The sequence below is a fragment of the Pseudomonas sp. LM13 genome, from assembly GCF_041381355.1.
GTDB lineage: Bacteria > Pseudomonadota > Gammaproteobacteria > Pseudomonadales > Pseudomonadaceae > Stutzerimonas > Stutzerimonas frequens.
In genome coordinates this window covers 1-19,607 of record NZ_JACBXH010000031.1, presented here as the reverse complement: position 1 = coordinate 19,607, position 19,607 = coordinate 1, and the positions used below count along the sequence as shown (strand labels likewise).

Below are 19,607 nucleotides of genomic sequence, written 5' to 3'. Positions count from 1 at the left end.
CTTGCTCATCTTCACCCTCTTTCTGGGATTCGCTCGCCTGTCGCTCAGCGCGGTGCCGATCCCGCTTCGCAAGGTAGTTCGGCATGCTGGAAATTCGTCACCTGAAGACGCTTCATGCACTGCGGGAAACCGACAGTCTTGTCGAAGCCGCCGAGCGCCTGCACCTGACCCAGTCGGCGCTCTCCCACCAGTTCAAGGAACTGGAAGAACGCCTCGGCCTGCAGCTGTTCGTGCGCAAGACCCGCCCGGTGCGCTTCACCAGCGCCGGGCTGCGCCTGCTGCAACTGGCCGACCTGATGCTGCCGCAGTTGCGCAGCGCCGAGCGAGACCTTGCCCGCCTCGCCGGCGGCACGGCCGGCCGCCTGCACATGGCCATCGAATGTCACAGCTGTTTCCAGTGGCTGATGCCGACCATCGACCAGTTCCGAGACGCCTGGCCCGAAGTGGAACTGGACCTGGCGTCTGGATTCTCCTTCGCGCCGCTACCAGCCCTGGCCCGCGGCGATCTCGACCTGGTGGTGACCTCCGACCCGCTGGAGCTGCCGGGCATCACCTATGTGCCGCTGTTCACCTACGAGGCGCTGCTGGCCGTGGCCAACCAGCACCCGCTGGCCGCGCGGCCCTACGTGCGCCCCGAGGATCTGGCCAGCGAGACGCTGATCACCTACCCGGTCGAACGGGATCGCCTGGACATCTTCACCCGCTTCCTCGAGCCGGCCGATATCGAACCCGCGCAGGTGCGGACCTCGGAACTCACCGTGATGATGATGCAGCTGGTCGCATCGGGGCGCGGCGTGTGCTGTCTGCCGAACTGGGCACTTCACGAGTACAGCTCGCGTGGCTACGTGACCGCCAAGCGGCTCGGCGACAAGGGCCTGTTCGCCACGCTTTACGCCGGCATTCGCGCGGACATGCTCGATTCGCCGTTCATGCGCGACTTCCTGCTGACGGCCAAGGACACCTCCTTCGCCACCCTCGAAGGTGTCAGCGCGGCGCCGAAAACCCGCTGAGCCGCCCTCCTCAACGTCGCCGCCCCAGGCACAGGCAGAGCCCGAGGACGCCGGCGGCGACGCCTCCGATCAGCAGCCAGCGCTTGCCGTCTTCCTCCGAACGCCAACCGCCGTCGATACGCCGCTGACCGAGGGCGGGATGGAACAGATTGCCCGATGAGGTCGGCACCCGCCTCGCCCGCCCGAGCGCAAACCCCGTTAGCAGCCCGTTGATCCGATCGAAACCCGGCGTGAGGAAATGCGCCAACCGCAACAGCGTCGCGGTAGCGCCCACCGAGGTGGTATGTCGCGGATGCCGCGCCAGGCTGACCATGGCGTTGGCCACATGGCGCGGATCGAGCAGCGGTGGCGGCGGCTGCAGCGAACGCCCGGCATAGTTGCCGCCGTCGCGGAAACCCGGCGTATCGACGACGCCCGGATAGACGTCGCAGATGTGAATGCCCGGCCACGCCGCGAGCTCGCCACGCAGCGCATGGGACAGACCGCGCAAGCCAAACTTGCTGGCCGAATAAGCAGCCGCGAATGGCTGCGGCACCCAGCTACCCACCGACAATGTATTGATCAAGACGCCGCGCTGTTGCTGCTTGAAGTACGGCAGCACCGCATGCGCGCCGCGCAGATAGCCGAGCAGGTCGGTTTGTACCACCTGCTCGTGGGCCTGCAGCGGCGTTTCGTCGAACGCGCCCACGGCGCCGATGCCGGCATTGTTGATCCAGACGTCGATCCGACCCTGGCCGAACGCCGCGGCAGCGCTCGCCAGCGCCTCGACCTCGTCGCTGTGGGTCACGTCGGTGGGCACGGTCAGCACGTCGGAGCCCAACGCCCGGCACTCATCCGCCGTTTCCGTCAGGGCCTGCTCATCGCGTGCGGCAAGCACCAGCCTAGCGCCCTGACAGGCGAACGCTTGGGCCGCGGCGCGGCCGATACCGCTGGAGGCACCGGTCAATACCACCAAGGCGCCGTCGAGATTTCCGTGGGTCATGCTCGTGCTCCGCAATCTGCTGTCGTCCCCTAGCTGACAGCAACGACGAGCCGAACATTCCCGCCAATGGTCGGTACAGTCTGTTCAGGCCTGGGCGACGGTACCGGCGGCTTCATCCGCCCAGGGATCGTACGTGCCGAAGCTCCACAGATGCCCTTCCGGGTCGTGGCAGGTAAAGCCACGGCCACCGTAATCCTCATCCTTGAGCTCGATGGCGATCTGCGCCCCGGCAGCCTTGGCCTGCGCATAGAGCGCGTCGGCGCTGTTGACGATCACATAGATGCCCTGGGTAGACGCTCCGCCGATCTCATCGGGTTGGCGCAGCTGCCGTCCGTATTCGGAATCGACCACCGGGGCGACCATCACCATGCCATTGCCAAAGGCAAGCTGCGCATGGGTGATGCCGATCAGCTCGTCCTTGTACAAGCGTCGGCATTCGAAACCGAAGGCGCGACACAGCCAATCGATAGCGGCGGCCACGTCGCGATAGCGCAGACAGGGGATCAGGGTGGCCGATGTGTTCTTGCTCTGTGATGACATAAGCAGCTCCCGTCATGGGCTGCCGTTTGGCAACCCTCACCTTGTTGAGAGCGACACAGGGCCGATCAATTCCCGTCAGAGTCGCTCGGCCAGGCCCAGGCGGATGCCCAGGGCAATCAGGATCGAACCCAGCGTGCGGTCGATCCACTGGCTCATGACTGGGTTGTTGCGCAGCGCCGTGGTGGCGCGCGCAGCCAGAAGCACCAGCGCGACTTCGACGATGATCGCCACCACGACCACCAGCACGCCGAGCACGAGCAACTGCAGCGGCACGGAACCGTGGTCCGGTCGGACGAACTGTGGCAGGAACGCCATGAAGAAGATCGCCGCCTTCGGATTCAGCAGATCGACCAGTACGCCCTGCCGATACGCCTTCCAGGCAGATGCGCGCGGCGCGGCATTGAACGCCAGCGCGGTTCCGCCGCCCGCCGAACGCAGCGCCTGAAAACCGAGATAGAGCAGATAGGCGGCACCGACGTACTTCACCACGGTGAAAGCGAGCGCCGAGGTGGCGAGGATCGCCGAGATACCCAGCGCCGCGAATGCCACATGCACCAGCGCCCCGCTGCACACGCCGCACGCCGACACGACGCCGATGCGACGACCGCCACTCAGGGTTCGCGACAGAACATAGAGCAGGTCTGGCCCTGGCGACAGATTCAACGCCAGCGCCGCAGAAAAGAACACCAGCCAGAAGACGGGATCACCCATCGCAAACCTCCGTTCGATGTGCGCCGGGATGTCGAGCTGCGCATCGGATGACTGTAAGAGCTGTGCGCCTTTCCCGCCAGCGCATTGATCAGGATGCAGCTCGTCGGCAAACCGACACATTTTTTAATGTCTGACTTTTTTTTGTCGCAAAGCTGAACTACTTTGAGAAGCGCGCCACAAAGAAGGCGCTATCAGGGATCTCCTTCAACATTCAGCAAAGGACATGCGAATGAAAGACGATGCCGTGCCGGCCATTCAGGCCGCTCGCTCCTGCGTACTGCTTCTTTCCACCAGCGATCTGCTCGACGGTGCGCTGCGCCAGCACCTTCAGGACTGCCCCGGCTGCACCCTCCGTCATGTACGCGCGCCCGTGACCGATTCGTCCGATATCTCGCTGATGCTGCTCGATGTGACCAGCTACAACCGCGACGAATGCCTACGGCTGCTGCGCCAGTTCGGCGACGTGCCGGTCGCGCTGATCAATGCCCAGCCCGATCAGGCCCACCAGCTGATCGAAACCCACCCCTGGATTCGCGGCGTTTTCTATCGGGCGACGCCACGGAGCATCTTCGTGCGCGGCATCGAAACGATGCTGGCCGGCGGTGACTGGCTGCCCAGAGAGCTAATGGAAAAGCTGCTGTATCGCTACCGGCAGCTCAGCAGTACCAGCCAGGCCATCGACGAACTGACCCTGCGCGAAAAGCAGATTCTCGCGCTGGCCGGCCAGGGGCTTTCCAACGCCGCAATCGGTGAAAGGCTGCACCTGAGCATCCACACCATCAAGAGCCACGTGCACAACGCCTTGCGCAAGCTTGGCGCCAGCAACCGCGCGCAGGGCGCCTCGCTGGTACTGGCACATGTCGGCGAGGCGGCGTCGTGAAACGCGCCGGCGCCTGGCTCCTTCTGCTGCTGGCGATGGCGGCTCGCGCCGACGAGGCCGAGCTGCAGGGATTCATCACCGACAACACGATTTCCCGATCCGGTCACGAGTTCTACGTGCGGTTCTGCGAGCGGCTGAATGACATCAGCCAGCTCGATTTCAACCTCGCGGTGAAGGAGCGCCCCTCGGCACGCTGGGGGGTTCTGGTATGGGTCGAGCACGAGAACCAGACGCTGTATCGCCGGTTCCTGCAACCCAATGTCGCCGACATGAAGGAGACCGCCTACGAGGCAGCCGACTTCGTGGTGCAGGAGATCAATCGGCGAAAGATCGAAGCGCTGTTCGAAGACAACATAGACATGGCCAAGGACGAGTTATGAAACAGCACACCTACACATCGCTCGGCACGCTGTTCGGCAGCCTGCTGCTCAGCGCCGCCGCCAACGCCACGGAGCTGGTTTACACACCGATCAACCCATCCTTCGGCGGAAGCCCGCTCAACGGCGCCTGGCTGCTCGGCAATGCCCAGGCCCAGAACAGCAAGAAGGACCCGGATGCCCTCGACCGCTCCTCCCTGCTGGAGAACCAGTCCGCCCTGGATCGCTTCACCAGTCAACTGGAGTCGCGCCTGCTGGGCGATCTGCTTGCTGATGTCAGGGACCAGAAAACAGGCTCATTGACGACTGACGACTTCATCGTGCGCGTCTATAACGGCGACGCTGGCGTCTTAATCGTCGAGATTACCGACCGACTCACCGGAGAAATGTCCGAAATCATCGTCGGACAGAACTGACCCCAAGGAGAAACAAAGGCCATGAGAAGCCTATTCGTAGCCATAGGGATGATGGCTGTACTGCAGGGTTGCGCCGTACGCGAGCCCATGTCTGCCGATCAGCAACCCCCAACCCTTACCCCTCGTACCTCCACCTATCAGGATCTGCTGGCGCTACCGCGACCGAAAGGTCCACTGGTCGCAGCGGTGTACGGCTTCCGCGATCAGACTGGCCAGTACAAGCCAACGCCGGCCAGCTCGTTCTCCACCGCGGTGACCCAGGGTGCCGCCAGCATGCTGGTGGACGCCATGCAGGCCAGCGGCTGGTTCGTGGTGCTCGAACGCGAGGGCCTGCAGAACGTGCTGACCGAGCGCAAGATCATCCGGGCCTCCCAGGCCAAGCCGGACGTGGCGCCGAACATCCAGTCCGAACTGCCCTCGCTGCTGGCCGCCAACATCATCATGGAGGGCGCGATCGTCGCCTATGAAACCAACGTGCGCAGCGGCGGCCAGGGCGCCCGCTACCTGGGTATCGGCCTGTCGCAGGAGTACCGCGTCGATCAGGTCACGGTGAACCTGCGTGCCATCGACGTGCGCAGTGGCCGCGTGCTGTCGAACGTGATGACCACCAAGACGATCTTCTCCGTGGGCCGCAGCGCCAACGTCTACAAGTTCATCGAGTTCAAGGAGCTGCTGGAAGCCGAGGCGGGTTACACCACCAACGAGCCGGCGCAGCTGTGCGTGCTGTCCGCCATCGAGGCGGCTGTTGCTCACCTGATTGCCCAGGGTGTCGATCGACGCCTCTGGCAGACCGCCGAAGGCAGCGGCAGCGAGCATCCGGAACTGAGCAAATACCTGAGCAAACTGGACTGAGGCAGACCTGCGGCGCAACGCCAACGGAACCTCCATCCACCATCAAGACGAGGACGATCCTCCCCGCGACACGCCACACGGCGTTCGTCCGGGAGGCTCGTCCTCGCGCGCTTGAGAGCAAGGCAGACTGCAACTGCAACTGAACGTCGTTCGCCACCCGTTATGCACCGAATCGCTGCATTTTCAATCATTGGATGGATGGGCAACGCCTCGATTCAGGGCAAATATGTTTCCCATCGGAGCCCAACCAGGATTGGATGCCATGACACGCTCGCAACGGATTGCGCATGACCTGCTGCTGCCTGCCCTTCTGCTGTTGCTGACCGCAAACAGCTTCGCCGACACCCCTAATCCCGTCGACCTCGCCCCCAGCGAGCTCTATCGCGTGAACACCGATCTTGGCCCCAGCCCGGCTGCTATCAGCGCATCAGGTGCGCTGGCGGTCGTCCAGCAGACCGGCCAGGGCATGACCGGCCACATCGGGCAAACGGGCGCCGAACTGGAGGCCTACATCATCCAGAGCGGCTACGCCAACAGTGCCAGCATCGAGCAGATCGGGCTCGACAACGCCGCCCTGATCAGCCAGGACGGCTTCGGCAACGAGGCGCGCATCGACCAGTACGGCTCGGACAACCGGGCCAGCATCGCACAGCAAGGCACGAGCAATCGCGCCCTCATCGAGCAGACCGGCAGCGGGCACAGCAGCAACGTGAGCCAGAGCGGCCGGAATCTGACGGTAGTGGTTCGCCAGTACCGCTAATCCCAAGGAAATACCGCTGTACTTAAAACATCCATGGAGAGACAAAATGTTTAAGTTCAAACCCCTTGTTGCAGCCATTCTGACGGTCGCCACTGCCCAGGCCTTCGCCGCCGAAAACACTTCGGAGCAGAACCAGCTCGGCATCAACAACAATGCGGAAGTGCTGCAAAGCGGCGGAGCGGGCAATCTGGCCACGCAGAACCAGAGCGGCTTTGCCAACGATGCGCTGGCCGAGCAGAGCAGCGCGTACGACAGCACCATCAAGCAGACCCAGGCTGGCAACTACAACAACGCCGAAGCGCAGCAGAACGGCACGCTGATGAGCGGTGCGACACAGGATCAGCGAGGCTGGGGCAATGATGCGCTGGTCGAGCAGACCGGCACCTACAAGACTGGCGCCACGCAGAATCAGAACGGCATCGGCAACTCCGCCGAAACCTTCCAGTCCGGCACCTACATGGTCAACGCCACCACCAACCAGGACGGCAAGCACAACTACGCCCTGATCACCCAGGCCGCCAGCACTGGTAGCCAGGCCGTGGTGGACCAGAACGGCGACCTGAACAACGCCAGCGTCACCCAGTTCCTCAGTAACCACGACCGCGCGAGCATCGACCAGAACGGCGTCGATAATGACGCTCATGTCACTCAGCTCGCCAGCAGCGGCTCCATCGCCGAGGTCGAGCAGCTCGGCTGGCGCAACGACGCGATGGTTTCGCAGACTGGCCTGCAGCACGAGGCCTATGTCATGTCCAATGGCAGCTACAACAAGGTCGACGTGGACCAGAGCGGTAACGCGCAGAACGCCTTCGTCACGCAGCATGGCGTCGGCAACGACTCCAGCATCGTGCAGACCAATGGCTGGCTGGGCGGCAACAACACCGCCACCACCGAGCAGAGCGGCATCGGCAACGAAGCCGACATCTACCAGGACGGCCGCAACCAGACCGCCAAGACCATCCAGGAAGGTGGCTACAACGTCGCCTCCGTGGAGCAGCAGGGCCGCGGCAACGACCTGCACTTCCACCAGGACGGCACCGGCAATGAGCTCAACGCCGTGCAAAATGGCCGCGACAACGAGATCGTCGGCGTCAGCTACGGCTGGGGCAACAGCGCCGATATCGATCAGAACGGTCGCGACAACCTGGCTACCGTACGCCAGGAAGGCACGTTCAACGACGTGATGCTGAGCCAGAGCGGCGCCGATCACCTGATCAAGGTGACCCAGCACGGCTTCGGCAACGATGCCATCGCCAGCCAGGCCGGCTACGGCAACGCCGCCTACATCAATCAGAACGGCTGGAACAACACCGCGGTCGTTACCCAGCACTGAGCACGTCCCCGCTCCACGACTGCCGGCCCTGCGCCGGCAGTCGTGCCTCCACTCCCTCGCAACGTCGCCGCTCGGCGCACCGTTTCGGTGGCATGGCTGGCCAGCGGCCAGCCACCTCGCCCCAAACTGAAGCAAGCTGACGCATCGGTCAGATCACAATCACCCATGCTGAGCTTGGCAGCCCGCTTCCGACGGATCGAAACCCCCTAAACCTTAAAATTAACCAATTTAAAATCAGTAACTTAACCTAGCACTGCCACCATCTCCCCGGATTGGCGCGGCGCTTGCTATGGGACCAACGCCTGACCGCTTGGACAACTTACAAGCTCACTCAAATGCCAATACGGAGACACACTCAATGAAGCGCAGCCTGACCACCGCAGCCCTCGCGGCCGGGTTCATCCTCAGTAGCCAAGCCATGGCCAGCCCCATGCTCTGGCAGAACAACAGCCTTACCTACCTCTACGGCAAGAACTTCGCCGTGGACTCCGCCGGCGGCAAGGAAGGCGATATCCAGCAGACCATCACCTTCGAACATGCCAGCGGCTGGACCTGGGGGGACATGTTCCTGTTCGTCGACAACAAGTGGTACAACGGCATCTCCGGCAGCGACGGCCATACCTACTACGGCGAGTTCAGCCCACGCCTCTCGCTGGGCAAGATCAGCGGCGCCGACCTGTCCTTCGGCCCGGTCAAGGACGTGCTGATCTCGGCGACCTACGAGCGCGGCGAAGGCCGCAACCGCAACTATCTGCTCGGCCCGGCGGTGGATCTGGCGATCCCCGGCTTCGATCGCTTCGCCTTGAACACCTACTACCGCAAGCCCGACGGCATCACCGGCAAGCCGAGCGGCCAGTGGCAGATCACCCCGACCTGGGCCATGACCTTCCCGGTCGGCAAGTCGGACATCCTCTTCGATGGCTACATCGACTGGGTCGTCAACGACAAGAAGAACGGCAACACCGAGCTGAAGAAGAACTTCAGCTTCAACACGCAGGTCAAGTACGACCTCGGCAAGGCGCTGGACTACACGCCCGGCAAGCTCTACGTCGGTATCGAATACGACTACTGGTCGAACAAGTACGGCATCGAGGACACCGACGCCTTCAACACCGACAACAACGTCACCAACTTCATCGTCAAGGCGCATTTCTGATGCGCCCGCCGCCCGGACAACGGGCGGCACCTTGCCGTGTCAGTCGCGTTCGCTTCAACAAGCGCAACGGCTGCTCGCGCAACGAAACTCGTGCAGAATCAGCCCAGTCAGCTAACCACCGCCCTGCTTCGGTGGGCCTGAACCGCAGGGTGGGCTTCAGCCCACCGAAACGGTAACGGCCGCCTGCCGGGCTAACGCTCACACCGAAGGCCGACTGCCCGCGCGCTCACGGATAGGGAACATGGACAAGAACAACGCACCGCCGCCGCTCTACACCGCCCAAGGCAAGCCTGCCGGCCGCATTCGCCAGAAGAATGAGGAAACCATCCTCGCCGCGGCCGCCGAGGAATTCGCCCGCTACGGTTTCAAGGGCACCAGCATGAACGCCATCGCCAGCCGCGCCGGGCTGCCCAAGGCCAACGTGCACTATTACTTCAACAGCAAGCTGGGGCTGTACGTGGAGGTCATGCGGCACATCCTCGAACTCTGGGATACCGCCTTCGACGACCTCACCGTGGACGACGACCCGGCCACCGCCCTGGCCGAGTACATCCGCATCAAGATGGAATTCTCGCGGCGCCATCCGCAAGCCTCGAAGATCTTCGCCATGGAAGTCATCAGCGGCTGCGAATGCCTGTCCGAGCACTTCAACCAGGACTATCGCAACTGGTTCCGCGGCCGCGCCGCGGTATTCGACGCCTGGATCGCCGCCGGCAAGATGGACCCGGTCGACCCCATGCACCTGATCTTCCTGATCTGGGCCGGAACGCAGCACTACGCCGACTTCTCCGACCAGATCCGCCGCATCAACGGCAAGCGGATGACCCGCGCGGACTTCGCCCTTGCCAGCGACAATCTGATCGCCATCATCCTCAAGGGCTGCGGACTCAAGCCACCGGCAGCGGAGCGCTGAAGGCTTGGCCCGCAAGCTGCGCATCCACTCGCCGGCCATCCATTATTTCGACATGGTGCGCCGCTGCCAGTCGATCCGCGAAGCCTCGCGCCGGCTCAACGTTGCCTCCTCGGCGGTCAATCGGCAGATTCTCAAGCTCGAAGACGAGGTCGGCACGCCGCTGTTCGAGCGACTGCCCGGTGGCCTGCGCCTGACCGCCGCTGGCGAGATCTTCGCCCGCCACGTCATCGTCGTACTGCAGGACACCGAGCGTGTGCGCTCCGAACTGGACGCGCTACAGGGCCTGCGCACCGGCCACGTGGAAATCACCACGGTATCCGGCGTCACCACCGATCTGCTGCCCGGCGTGCTGGAACAGCTGCGTGAGCGTTATCCGCGCGTCACGGTCGGCGTAACCAGCCTCGGCTCGCAGGCCATTCCCGACGCGGTGACCAGCGGCCAGGCGGATATCGGTCTGGCCTTCGCCCTGCCGCGTACCGCCGACCTGCAGCAGCTGGGCGTCGGTCATTTCCGCCTGGGCGCCATCGTCGCGCCGGGGCATCCACTGGCCGAGCGCCGGGACGTCAGCTTCGCCACCTGCGCCGAGTACCCGCTGATCCTGGCCAAGAGCGACCTGTCCATCCATCACCTGCTGGCACCGCTGCTCGCACGCACTCGCCCGCGGCACAAGGCGCCGCTGGAAACCAGTTCGGTGGAGCTGGCCCTGCAGATGGCCAAGCGCGGCGCCGGCGTCGCCTTCCAGACACGCATCGGCATCGAGGCCGAGCTGGCCAACGGCACTCTGGTGCACGTACCGCTGAACGACGGCGGCTCGGTGTTCAGCGACCTCGGCGTGTACGTGCGCAGTTCGCGTTACCTGCCGGTCGCGGTGGACGCCTTTGTCCGCGCACTCAGCGAGGAAATCGCCATCCGCGAAGCAGCGCAGGGCACCTCCTCGTCCCGCACAGCGCCGCAGCAGCGCTGAACGATCCGCCCTGGATGCCGCTCTATTGAGCGAACCCACTGCTCAGGAGCGTTCTTGATGGCTTCCCGTCTGCTCGCCGTACCGGCTGCCCTGCTTTTCTCGCTCGCGTCCTACCCCTGTCTTGCCGCCGACGGCACCCCGCTGGGCTGGGTGGAGCGCGGCCAGATACTGCCCGAGCACGTCACGGTTAAATTCAAGCTGGACACCGGCGCCCTGACCTCGTCCATGCATGCCGAAGACCTCGACTACTTCGAAAAGGACGGCGACAAGTGGGTCCGCTTCGATCTGGACCTCAAGGACGTGGAGCAAGACAAGCTGGTCAAGTCGCGCATCGAGCGCAAGCTGCAGCGCGAGCTGACCGTGCGCGGTGCTGGCGGCAAGGAAGATCGGCCCGTGGTGCTGATGAAGGTCTGCGTCGGCGATCGTCTGCTCGAGGAGGAGTTCTCTCTGAGAGACCGCGACGAGATGAACTACCCGGTGCTGCTGGGCCGGCGCACACTGGAAAAGCTCGGCCCAGTGGACTCGGCACGCACCTTCACCATCGAGCCCAGCTGTGCGGAAGTTGCCGAGCGCTGAACGGGCCTGAGCCCTAGTCCCGCGCCACGAACAACAACGCCTTGAGCCCGCTCTCAGGACTGATGTCCGGAAACTCCGGCGGGTTTTCCAGGCGTTCGGAAAAACGCAGCTGCGGCGCTTCGGCGGCCATGCCCTGGATCAGGAAGTCGGTGCCGGTATCCGGGTCGTTGACGCAGGCCAGCACCTGGCCGCCTGGGTTCAGCAACTCAGGCAGGCGGCGCAGGATCTTCTGGTAGTCGCGGGTCAGCGCGAAGCTGCCCTTCTGGAAGGACGGCGGGTCGATGATGATCAGGTCGTAGGGTCCGAGCTTGCGGACCTTGCCCCAGGACTTGAACAGCTCGTGGCCGAGAAAGCTGACCCGACTGATCTCATGGCCGTTCAGGCGGTGGTTCTCGCGCCCCCGGGTCAGCGCCGCGCTGGCCATGTCCAGGTTGACTACATGCTCGGCGCCGCCGGCGATCGCCGCGACCGAGAAACCGCAGGTGTAGGCGAACAGGTTGAGCACGCGCTTGCCGCGCGCATGCTCCTGTACCCAGCGGCGCCCATAGCGCATGTCGAGGAACAGCCCATTGTTCTGCTTGCGACCCAGATCCAGCTTGTAGCGCAGGTCGTTCTCGCTGATGGTCCATTCGGCCGGCAGCTCGCCGAGCAATGCTTCGGTCGGCGCCTCCGGCAGATAGCGATGCTGCAACAGAAGGTGCTGTACCTGACGCTGCCGCCAGACCGGGGATTCAGCCAGCGCCAGCAGCATCCGCTTCAGTGCTCCCAGCTCCGCCGCGCCGGGGTCCCGGAACAACGCCACCAGCAGCACACCCTGCAACCAGTCGACGGTCACTTGCTCCAGCCCCGGATAGCAACGGCCGCGTCCGTGAAACAGCCGGCGCGTCTCATCGGGTGCGGCGGCCAGGGCGGCGAGCAGGTGTCGTTCGAGGACTGTGAGGGGAGCGTTGGTCATGGCGCGGGCATCATCTTGGCAGCGGGCCGCGCATTCTAAACGGCGTTGCCGCTTTGGCGCGTGTTCCCGTGGCGCTCGCGTCACCGGCAGCACGGCTCGTCAGGCGGCGGAAACTATGCGCGACAGCCAACTGCCCAACCTAGCGCCAGCGAACGCTGGCATCGCACTCTTCTGCCGAGCCCTATCGGTCCAAGTGAAGGACATCCGATGAAGCATCCAGCACTCATCCACCACGGCGCGCGCGAAGGCGTGACCGGCTCGTGCCATCAGTTGTGGATGGACGAAAACAGCAGCGTGCTGATCGACTGCGGTCAATTTCAGGGCGACGAAGAAGCGGGGCACGAGGACGAGCTGGCACTGGACTTCTCAATCGAGGGCGTCAAGGCGCTGATCGTGACCCACGTGCACATCGACCATGTCGGGCGTATCCCGAATCTGCTGGCAGCGGGCTTCGACGGGCCGATCCTGTGCAGCGAACCGTCCGCCCGGCTGCTGCCGATCGTGCTGGAGGATGCCTTCCGGCTGTCCATCAGCCGTGATCAGGAGCAGCTGGAGCGCTACCTCAAGGTCGTCGAGCAGCGCATCATCGCCCTGCCCTACGACCACTGGTTCACCCTCAACGAAACCGACGGCAGCGAGTGCAAGGTGCGCCTGCAGCCGGCCGGGCATGTGCTGGGCTCAGCCTACGTCGAGCTGGAGCTGAGCGAGGGCACCGACGTCGAACGCGTGGTGTTCAGCGGCGACCTGGGCGCGCCACATTCACCGCTGCTGCCGGACCTGGTTCCACCCGAGCGCGCCGACCTGCTGATCCTGGAAAGCACCTATGGCGACCGTCGCCACGAAGACCGTGCGCATCGCCGCGAGCGCCTACAAGCCGTCATCGAACGCGCTCTGAGTGACCAAGGCACGGTACTCATTCCCTCATTCAGCATCGGTCGAACGCAGGAACTGCTGTTCGAGCTGGAGGAAATCCTCCACGAAAACAGCGAGTCGGCCGAAGCCGGCGAAACGCCCGCCGAAGCGTCGAAGTCCAGAGACGACGCCCCCGATATCGACTGGCCGCAGCTTCCGATCATCCTCGACTCGCCGCTCGCCAGTCGCTTCACCGCCACCTACAAGGAGCTGCAGGGCTACTGGGACGACGACGCTCGCAATCGTCTGGAGGAAGGCCGCAAGCCGCTGTCGTTCAAGCAGCTCATCACCGTCGACAGCCACGATGAACACATGCGCATCGTCGAACACCTCGCACAGACCGCACGCCCGGCCATCGTCATTGCCGGCAACGGCATGTGTTCAGGCGGGCGCATCGTCAATTATCTCAAGGCCATGCTGGGCGACCCGCGGCACAACGTGGTGTTCGTCGGCTATCAAGGCAAGGGCACGCCAGGGCGGGACATCCAGACCCACGGTCCGAAGGGCGGCTTCGTCGATCTGGACGCCGAGCGCGTCGACATCCGCGCCGGCATCGACAGCGTTGGCGGCTATTCCGCCCACGCCGACCAGGCGGACCTGGTGGGTTTCGTCACGCGCATGCAGGAATGGCCTAAGGAGATTCGCCTGATCCACGGCGAAGACCAGGCCAAGCAGCGCCTGGCCGAGGTGCTCCGCGCGCGCTACGAGAAGGCCGGCCGGCAAGGCCAGGTGGTCATCCCATGACGTGCACGGTTGCCATGCTCGCAGCTGATCTCGGGACATAACAGCAGGCACCGCGGCATGGCCGCTCGGAGCCGGTGCTACAGTGCATTTTCACGCCAAAACCAAAGCGAGGTGCCCATGCTCAACCATGTAATGGTCGGTTCGAATGATATTGAACGGTCGAAGCGCTTCTACGATGCCGTGCTCGGCGTGCTCGGCGCTGGCGAGCCGCTGCGCAATACGGCGCCGTCCGGGCACACCCGCCTGTTCTACCGGCACGACGGCAGCCTGTTCGGTGTCACCGAGCCCATCAACGGTGAAGAAGCGACTGTAGCCAACGGCGGCACGATCGGCTTCAAGTGCAGCTCGGCGGAGCAGGTCAAGGCGTTTCACGACGTAGGCGTCGCCCATGGAGGCACCACCTGTGAGGAGCCGCCGGGGCTGCGCGAGACCAGCCTCGGCGCGCTGCACCTCAGCTATGTAAGGGACCCTGACGGCAACAAGCTGTGCGGCATCTACCGCGCGCAATGACCTCGGCGATAACGCCGCACAAACGGTGTGCGGCGTAGAATCCCGAACGTCGATGCGCCGCCTGACGCTGCGGCGCATCGAGCTCCCCGATAGGCCCATGCAGCCCGCTCGCCTCCCCGGCCTGCAGGCGCCTGCCGCCGCACGGCAGCGGCGTCAGATTTCCAGACAGATCTTGCCGAAGTGCTGGTTGCTCTCCTGGTAACGGAACGCGTCGACGATCTCGTCCAGCGCGAACCGCTTGTCGATCACCGGGTGAATGCCGTTGGCGTCGATGGCACGGATCATCTCCTGCTGCTGCGCGCGGCTGCCCACCAGCACGCCCTGCAAGCGCAACTGACGCACCAGTGCCGGCACCAGCTGCAGCTCGCCGGCAACCCCGGTGAGAATGCCGATCACCGAGATATGCCCGCCGATGCGCGCCGCCACCATCGACTGCTCCAGCGTCGCCGGCCCGCCGACTTCGATCACGTGGTCGACGCCGCGGCCATCGGTGAGCTGACGCACCGTCTCGCCCCAGGCGGGCGTGCTGCGGTAGTTGATCAGGTGATCGGCGCCCATCTCGCGTAGGCGCTCCAGCTTGGCGTCGCTGGACGAGGTGGCGATGACCGTGGCGCCGGCCATCTTGGCGAACTGCAGGGCGAAGATCGATACGCCGCCGGTACCCTGGATCAACACGCTGTCGCCGGGCTTGAGCTTGCCGTCGGCCATCAGCGCACGCCAGGCAGTGAGGCCGGCGGTGGTCAGGGTCGACGCCTCGGCATGGCTGTAGCCCTTGGGTGCATGGGTGAACGAGGTGGCGCGGGCGGTGACCATTTCGCGGGCATAGCCATCGACACCGTCGCCCGGCACTGTGGCGAAGCCTTCCACCAGCGGCTCGCCGGCCAACCAGTCGGGGAAGAAGGTGCTGACCACCGCGTCGCCAACGGCGAATTCAGTCACGCCCGAACCCACCGCCACCACTTCACCGGCGCCATCGGCCATGGGAATTCTCGGCTCGCTGGGCCCCCACATGCCGCTCACCACCGCGAAGTCGTGGTAGTTAAGCGAGTTGGCGCGCAGGCGCACGGTGATCTCGCCGGCCTCGGGCCGGGTGGCCTCGCTGGTTCCGACGATGACCCGGTCATAGCCGCCACCGGGCTGCACGAATATGGCTTTGTGGCTCATTGGAATTCTCCTCTGCTAACGGGATGACCTGTTTGGGAGCGGTCGGCAGCGGCATCCGTTCGCTCCGCGAAGCCTGCTGAGTCGCCGCACTCACGCCGCTCGAATGCGCGACAGCATAGCCAATCCGCCATCGACATGGCGGCCGCGAACTTACCTCCATCGCCATCGTCGAAAGCGCGTTCGCCAATAGTCCACGGCTCGCCTGCCGGCGGCCGCACGCAACTACCCAGTGCATCCGGAACAACCCTCATGCCCCATCGCCCTCATCGACCGACGACCCTGCACACCACTACCGCTGCCGCCCTTCTGCTCGCCCTGGCCACGCCCGGCCTGGCAGCGGAAACAGAGGCGCAGCTGGCCGCACGCGACGCCGAGAACAAGCGGGTGACCGCCGAGCTCATGGCCAAGCCCAACGAGCTGACCCAACCGCTGCAGAGCAAGTACAACCACATCATCACCTACGGTCAGTCGCTCGCCTCCGCGGCCGAAGGCTGGCCGGCGCTCTCGGTGGCACCGCGCTACGACAACCTCATGCTCGGCCAGTCGCCACGCTCCGCGGCGTTCAGCGGCGCGGCGTTCAAGCCGGTGGGCGAAACGGCCTTCACGCCGCTGCGTGCCGTGGTGCAGCAAAAGAGCAACGCGGCCGTGGTGCTCGATGCAGAGAAGGTCGGAAAGCTCGCGCCGCAGGCGCAGGAAGAAGGCGAATCGGTGGAAGTCGGCGCGCTGAACATGGCACGGAGGCTCTACCTGCATCACCTCGGCCGCGACACCGATCCGGAGCACCTGTTCGTCGCCAGCAACGCCTCGACCTCGGGTCGCTCCATTGCCCAGCTCTCGAAAAGCGGCGGCACCAACGAATACCTGCGCGTGACCCAGGCCGTCGATCAGGCCAAGGCGCTGGCCGACGCGCAACAGGCCAGCTACAGCATCAGCGCGTTCTTCTGGCTGCAGGGCGAGTACGACTATTCCCACACCAACGGCGGCAAGAACGACAAGGACTACTACAAGACCAAGCTGCGCCAGCTGCGCAACGACCTCTACGCCGACACCGCCAAGGCCATCGCCGGGCAGGAAAAGATGCCAGCCTTCTTCAGCTACCAGACCGACGCCAAATCCTCGGTCAAGGACGGTTCGCTCGCGGTCGGCATGGCGCAATGGGAACTGGCTCAGGAAGAGCCCGGCTGGTACCTGGTCGGGCCGGTCTACCCCTACACTGACAAGGGCGTGCACCTCTCGGCGAACGGCTATCGCTGGTTCGGCCAGATGCTCGGCAAGGTTTACCACCGCGTCGTCATCGAGCGTAGGGGCTGGACCCCGCTCGCGCCGCGTCAGGCCACGCTGGACGGCCGCGACGTGCTGATCGATTACCACGTGCCGCACCCACCGCTGACGTTCGACCAGCCGTACCTCGGCCATCAGGCCCGCGACGTGAAGAACAAGGGTTTCATGCTGCAGGACGACCAGGGCGAAGTGCCCATCGAAGCCGTCGACATCGTCGCCGACACCGTCGTGCGCCTGCGCGCCGGTCGCGACTTCAGCGGTCAGCCACGCATCAGCTATGCCGGCCATGAGGTCGGCGGCGCCGGCCAGCTGCGCGACAACGACCCGATGCGCGCCGACGCCACCTACGAATACCTGCCCGACCTGATGCCTGCCGAAGCCAACATCAAGGCCCTGGTGCACCAGCCCTACCCGCTGCACAACTGGAGCATCGCGTTCGATATCGAGGTGGCGGGCCAACCGGGCACCGAGCGCGAGGAAGGCTGACGCACGTCAGATCGGCGCCTCGATCCCCAGCAGGCGCATGCGGCGGTACATCGTCGGCCGTGACACGCCGAGTTCGCGCGCCGCGGCACTGATGTTCCAGCGATGGCGACGCAGCGTCTCGCGCAGGGCCGAGGCCGACTCGGGTTCCGGCTCCGCCTCGGCTTGCCGACCGCGGGCAAGAATGCGCGGCAGGCATTCATCCGGCAGATCCTGCACGGTGATCTCGTCCCCCTCGCACGTTGCCAGCGCGTACTGCAGCACGTTACGCAGCTCGCGAATGTTGCCCGGCCAGGGATAGGCCAGCAGCGCGCTGATCGCATCACCACGCAGGTGCGGGTGGCCCGGTCGCCCCTCGGCCAACTCGGCAAAGACGCGGTCGATCAGAAACGCCTTGTCCGCCCGCTCACGTAACGGCGGCAACTTCAGCGATGCGCCATTGAGCCGGTAGAACAGGTCCTCGCGAAACGCCCCGCTCTCGACCATCTGCCGCAGGTCGCGGTGGCTGGCGGCAACCACACGGATATCCACCTTCACCGGTTTCTCGGCACCCAGCGGCATCACTTCCTGCTCGGCCAGCACGCGCAGCAGGCGGGTCTGCAGGTGCAGCGGCATGTCGCCGATCTCGTCGAGGAACAAGGTGCCGCCGTCGGCCTGCTGGATCAGGCCGCGCATGCCCTTGCTGCGCGCGCCGGTGAAGGTACCTGGGGCGTAGCCGAACAGCTCGCTCTCGATCAGCGATTCGGGCATCGCGCCGCAGTTGATCGCCACGAACGGCTTGCTGCGTCGGCTGCCGCTTTCATGCAGCGCCTTGGCCAGACGTTCCTTGCCGGTGCCGGTCTCGCCGTTGAGCAGTACGTTCAGCGGTTCGCTGCACAGACGCCGCGCGCGGGCGAGCATCTTGCGCATGGCCGGGTCATCGTCGGCCAGCGCATCCAGTGGCGAATGCCCGGCTGGCGAGCTGCGCTCCGCCGCTACCGGCACACGACGGCGCGGCTCCATCAGCGCAGCGAAGAACAGCTGATGGCGATGGGTGCGAAACGCGCGGACCTGATCGTGGCTGGCGTAGGGAATGCTCAGCACGTCCGCCAGTTCGCAGTCGAACAGCTGATCGACATGCACCTGGTTCGAGGTACCGAACGGGCCGGACAGTGCCAACCCATGTTCAGCCAACAGCCCGCGCGCGGCCGTGTTGCCAGCCAGCAGCTCGCCCTGATCGCCCAGCGCCAGCAGGTAGCGACGGTTGATCAGCACGAACTCCCGCGAGCCGTCGAAACAGAGGATCGGCCGGTCGCGATACAGGCGCAGGAAGTAGGCGTCCTCGATCATCCGCGCGTACTGCTTGACCAGCTGCAGGGCGAAGGTCTGCGAATCCTTGGATGGCGGCGAATGCAGCGCCGAGATGTCCAGCACCGCCAGCAGTTGCCCCTGGGGGTTGAACATCGGCACCGCCGTGCAGGTGAGGTTGGTATGCCAGACGCTGAAGTGATCGTGCTGATGACACGTCAGCGCCTGCTGTTCCTTGATGCAGGTGCCGACCGCGCAGGTGCCGGCGTGGTCCTCGCCCCAGTCCGAGCCCAGATACAGGCCGGTCTTGCGATGCGCCTTCTCGTCCGCCGGATCGCCGAGAAACTGCACGGCGATGCCGCGGTTGTCGGTCAGCAGAATCACGTAGCCCAGCTCGGCCACCTGCCGGTAGAGCTGTTCCACGCCCGCACGGGCCACGTTGATCAGCTCGTCTGCCTGGTCCTGGTGCTCGCGCAGCACCTGCCGCGGCACGAAACGCGCCTCGGACGGGCGCGTCGGATCCAGACCGTAGTCGTGCACGCAGCGGCGCCAGGAGCGGGCGATGATCGGGTCGCGGTCACCAGGAAGATGCGGCGCATTAGCCAGGGTCAGCACCGCGTCGATATGGCTCACGGGCCCGGAGAGCAGGTTCATGCATCCTCCTCGAAGCGCTCGCAGCGGATGGCAACGGGCGCCTCAGCGAAACGCTTTATTGTTATGAAGTGTACTGAAGGATAAACGATTGAACCGTCAGGACCAGCCTGAACTTTGGAAGCATGCCTGCTTGGGCGTTTCAAATAT

20 protein-coding genes are annotated in these 19,607 nt (G+C 64.7%); 14 read left to right on the top strand and 6 right to left on the bottom strand.

Annotated features, from left to right (window positions below; all coding sequences use genetic code 11):
- Positions 1-83: 83 nt before the first annotated feature.
- Positions 84-1,010: a transcriptional regulator MetR gene (metR, locus tag HZR81_RS17300; RefSeq protein WP_063539724.1), complete on the top strand. Its 927-nt coding sequence runs from the start codon at positions 84-86 to the stop codon at positions 1,008-1,010.
- A gap of 10 nt (positions 1,011-1,020) precedes the next feature.
- On the opposite strand, the gene HZR81_RS17295 is transcribed toward metR, so the two are convergent.
- The 3 genes from HZR81_RS17295 to HZR81_RS17285 all read right to left on the bottom strand — a co-directional run bounded on the left by HZR81_RS17295 (position 1,021) and on the right by HZR81_RS17285 (position 3,243).
- The gene (locus tag HZR81_RS17295) at positions 1,021-1,992 is read right to left on the bottom strand and encodes an SDR family oxidoreductase (RefSeq protein WP_500128822.1); all 972 of its coding nucleotides are present in this window, start codon (positions 1,990-1,992) and stop codon (positions 1,021-1,023) included.
- Positions 1,993-2,076: 84 nt separating this feature from the next.
- The gene (locus HZR81_RS17290) at positions 2,077-2,532 is read right to left on the bottom strand and encodes a VOC family protein (protein WP_500128821.1); all 456 of its coding nucleotides are present in this window, start codon (positions 2,530-2,532) and stop codon (positions 2,077-2,079) included.
- 75 nt (positions 2,533-2,607) lie between these two features.
- On the bottom strand, positions 2,608-3,243 hold the full coding sequence (locus HZR81_RS17285) for a LysE family translocator (protein WP_125868200.1): 636 nt from the start codon (positions 3,241-3,243) through the stop codon (positions 2,608-2,610).
- Positions 3,244-3,472: 229 nt separating this feature from the next.
- On the opposite strand from HZR81_RS17285, the gene HZR81_RS17280 reads away from it, so the two are divergent.
- From HZR81_RS17280 to rloA3, 10 genes are all read left to right on the top strand, one after another.
- Complete coding sequence (locus HZR81_RS17280; RefSeq protein WP_133456539.1) at positions 3,473-4,123, top strand: helix-turn-helix transcriptional regulator; 651 nt, start codon at positions 3,473-3,475, stop codon at positions 4,121-4,123.
- Entirely contained in the window at positions 4,120-4,503 is a 384-nt protein-coding gene (csgE, locus tag HZR81_RS17275; RefSeq protein ID WP_110776336.1) for a curli production assembly/transport protein CsgE, read from the top strand. The genes HZR81_RS17280 and csgE overlap by 4 nt, the downstream gene beginning before the upstream one ends.
- Positions 4,500-4,916, top strand: coding sequence for a curli assembly protein CsgF (locus HZR81_RS17270; RefSeq protein ID WP_500128820.1), 417 nt, complete (start codon positions 4,500-4,502; stop codon positions 4,914-4,916). Before csgE ends, HZR81_RS17270 begins: the two co-directional genes overlap by 4 nt.
- Before the next feature lie 21 nt (positions 4,917-4,937).
- Positions 4,938-5,768: a CsgG/HfaB family protein gene (locus HZR81_RS17265; RefSeq protein WP_102840014.1), complete on the top strand. Its 831-nt coding sequence runs from the start codon at positions 4,938-4,940 to the stop codon at positions 5,766-5,768.
- 262 nt (positions 5,769-6,030) lie between these two features.
- The gene (locus tag HZR81_RS17260) at positions 6,031-6,528 is read left to right on the top strand and encodes a curli production assembly protein CsgB (RefSeq protein ID WP_133456538.1); all 498 of its coding nucleotides are present in this window, start codon (positions 6,031-6,033) and stop codon (positions 6,526-6,528) included.
- Between the two features lie 46 nt (positions 6,529-6,574).
- On the top strand, positions 6,575-7,861 hold the full coding sequence (locus HZR81_RS17255; protein WP_500128819.1) for a hypothetical protein: 1,287 nt from the start codon (positions 6,575-6,577) through the stop codon (positions 7,859-7,861).
- A gap of 358 nt (positions 7,862-8,219) precedes the next feature.
- The gene (locus tag HZR81_RS17250) at positions 8,220-9,017 is read left to right on the top strand and encodes an outer membrane protein OmpK (protein WP_500128818.1); all 798 of its coding nucleotides are present in this window, start codon (positions 8,220-8,222) and stop codon (positions 9,015-9,017) included.
- Between the two features lie 241 nt (positions 9,018-9,258).
- Complete coding sequence (locus tag HZR81_RS17245; RefSeq protein ID WP_019405935.1) at positions 9,259-9,930, top strand: TetR/AcrR family transcriptional regulator; 672 nt, start codon at positions 9,259-9,261, stop codon at positions 9,928-9,930.
- Positions 9,931-9,934: 4 nt separating this feature from the next.
- Positions 9,935-10,894 (top strand): LysR family transcriptional regulator, encoded by a 960-nt coding sequence (locus HZR81_RS17240; RefSeq protein ID WP_500128817.1) that lies wholly within the window; start codon positions 9,935-9,937, stop codon positions 10,892-10,894.
- Between the two features lie 57 nt (positions 10,895-10,951).
- The gene (gene rloA3, locus HZR81_RS17235) at positions 10,952-11,470 is read left to right on the top strand and encodes a retropepsin-like aspartic peptidase RloA3 (RefSeq protein WP_014597267.1); all 519 of its coding nucleotides are present in this window, start codon (positions 10,952-10,954) and stop codon (positions 11,468-11,470) included.
- 13 nt (positions 11,471-11,483) lie between these two features.
- Here the strand turns inward: rloA3 and HZR81_RS17230 are convergent, their stop codons facing one another.
- On the bottom strand, positions 11,484-12,425 hold the full coding sequence (locus HZR81_RS17230; RefSeq protein WP_500128816.1) for a class I SAM-dependent methyltransferase: 942 nt from the start codon (positions 12,423-12,425) through the stop codon (positions 11,484-11,486).
- A gap of 207 nt (positions 12,426-12,632) precedes the next feature.
- Between HZR81_RS17230 and HZR81_RS17225 the strand changes: the two genes are divergently transcribed.
- Both HZR81_RS17225 and HZR81_RS17220 read left to right on the top strand, forming a co-directional pair.
- On the top strand, positions 12,633-14,081 hold the full coding sequence (locus HZR81_RS17225; protein WP_500128815.1) for an MBL fold metallo-hydrolase: 1,449 nt from the start codon (positions 12,633-12,635) through the stop codon (positions 14,079-14,081).
- A gap of 117 nt (positions 14,082-14,198) precedes the next feature.
- Entirely contained in the window at positions 14,199-14,591 is a 393-nt protein-coding gene (locus tag HZR81_RS17220; RefSeq protein WP_500128814.1) for a VOC family protein, read from the top strand.
- Between the two features lie 153 nt (positions 14,592-14,744).
- On the opposite strand, the gene HZR81_RS17215 is transcribed toward HZR81_RS17220, so the two are convergent.
- Positions 14,745-15,755 carry a zinc-dependent alcohol dehydrogenase family protein gene (locus HZR81_RS17215; protein WP_500128813.1) on the bottom strand — a complete coding sequence of 337 codons (1,011 nt, stop codon included), beginning with the start codon at positions 15,753-15,755 and terminating at the stop codon, positions 14,745-14,747.
- Positions 15,756-16,004: 249 nt separating this feature from the next.
- On the opposite strand from HZR81_RS17215, the gene HZR81_RS17210 reads away from it, so the two are divergent.
- Positions 16,005-17,522 (top strand): phosphate ABC transporter substrate-binding protein, encoded by a 1,518-nt coding sequence (locus tag HZR81_RS17210; RefSeq protein ID WP_500128812.1) that lies wholly within the window; start codon positions 16,005-16,007, stop codon positions 17,520-17,522.
- Positions 17,523-17,528: 6 nt separating this feature from the next.
- Here HZR81_RS17210 and HZR81_RS17205 read toward each other — a convergent pair whose 3' ends face one another.
- Positions 17,529-19,460 carry a sigma-54-dependent Fis family transcriptional regulator gene (locus HZR81_RS17205; RefSeq protein ID WP_500128811.1) on the bottom strand — a complete coding sequence of 644 codons (1,932 nt, stop codon included), beginning with the start codon at positions 19,458-19,460 and terminating at the stop codon, positions 17,529-17,531.
- Positions 19,461-19,607 lie beyond the last annotated feature (147 nt).

Bases quoted from the DNA above. Each gene is read 5' to 3' on its own strand.
- metR (WP_063539724.1), top strand. From the start codon at position 84: ATGCTGGAAATTCGTCACCTGAAGACGCTTCATGCACTGCGGGAAACC.
- HZR81_RS17295 (WP_500128822.1), bottom strand. From the start codon at position 1,992: ATGACCCACGGAAATCTCGACGGCGCCTTGGTGGTATTGACCGGTGCC.
- HZR81_RS17290 (WP_500128821.1), bottom strand. From the start codon at position 2,532: ATGTCATCACAGAGCAAGAACACATCGGCCACCCTGATCCCCTGTCTG.
- HZR81_RS17285 (WP_125868200.1), bottom strand. From the start codon at position 3,243: ATGGGTGATCCCGTCTTCTGGCTGGTGTTCTTTTCTGCGGCGCTGGCG.
- HZR81_RS17280 (WP_133456539.1), top strand. From the start codon at position 3,473: ATGAAAGACGATGCCGTGCCGGCCATTCAGGCCGCTCGCTCCTGCGTA.
- HZR81_RS17270 (WP_500128820.1), top strand. From the start codon at position 4,500: ATGAAACAGCACACCTACACATCGCTCGGCACGCTGTTCGGCAGCCTG.
- HZR81_RS17265 (WP_102840014.1), top strand. From the start codon at position 4,938: ATGAGAAGCCTATTCGTAGCCATAGGGATGATGGCTGTACTGCAGGGT.
- HZR81_RS17260 (WP_133456538.1), top strand. From the start codon at position 6,031: ATGACACGCTCGCAACGGATTGCGCATGACCTGCTGCTGCCTGCCCTT.
- HZR81_RS17255 (WP_500128819.1), top strand. From the start codon at position 6,575: ATGTTTAAGTTCAAACCCCTTGTTGCAGCCATTCTGACGGTCGCCACT.
- HZR81_RS17250 (WP_500128818.1), top strand. From the start codon at position 8,220: ATGAAGCGCAGCCTGACCACCGCAGCCCTCGCGGCCGGGTTCATCCTC.
- HZR81_RS17245 (WP_019405935.1), top strand. From the start codon at position 9,259: ATGGACAAGAACAACGCACCGCCGCCGCTCTACACCGCCCAAGGCAAG.
- rloA3 (WP_014597267.1), top strand. From the start codon at position 10,952: ATGGCTTCCCGTCTGCTCGCCGTACCGGCTGCCCTGCTTTTCTCGCTC.
- HZR81_RS17230 (WP_500128816.1), bottom strand. From the start codon at position 12,425: ATGACCAACGCTCCCCTCACAGTCCTCGAACGACACCTGCTCGCCGCC.
- HZR81_RS17225 (WP_500128815.1), top strand. From the start codon at position 12,633: ATGAAGCATCCAGCACTCATCCACCACGGCGCGCGCGAAGGCGTGACC.
- HZR81_RS17220 (WP_500128814.1), top strand. From the start codon at position 14,199: ATGCTCAACCATGTAATGGTCGGTTCGAATGATATTGAACGGTCGAAG.
- HZR81_RS17215 (WP_500128813.1), bottom strand. From the start codon at position 15,755: ATGAGCCACAAAGCCATATTCGTGCAGCCCGGTGGCGGCTATGACCGG.
- HZR81_RS17210 (WP_500128812.1), top strand. From the start codon at position 16,005: ATGCCCCATCGCCCTCATCGACCGACGACCCTGCACACCACTACCGCT.
- HZR81_RS17205 (WP_500128811.1), bottom strand. From the start codon at position 19,460: ATGAACCTGCTCTCCGGGCCCGTGAGCCATATCGACGCGGTGCTGACC.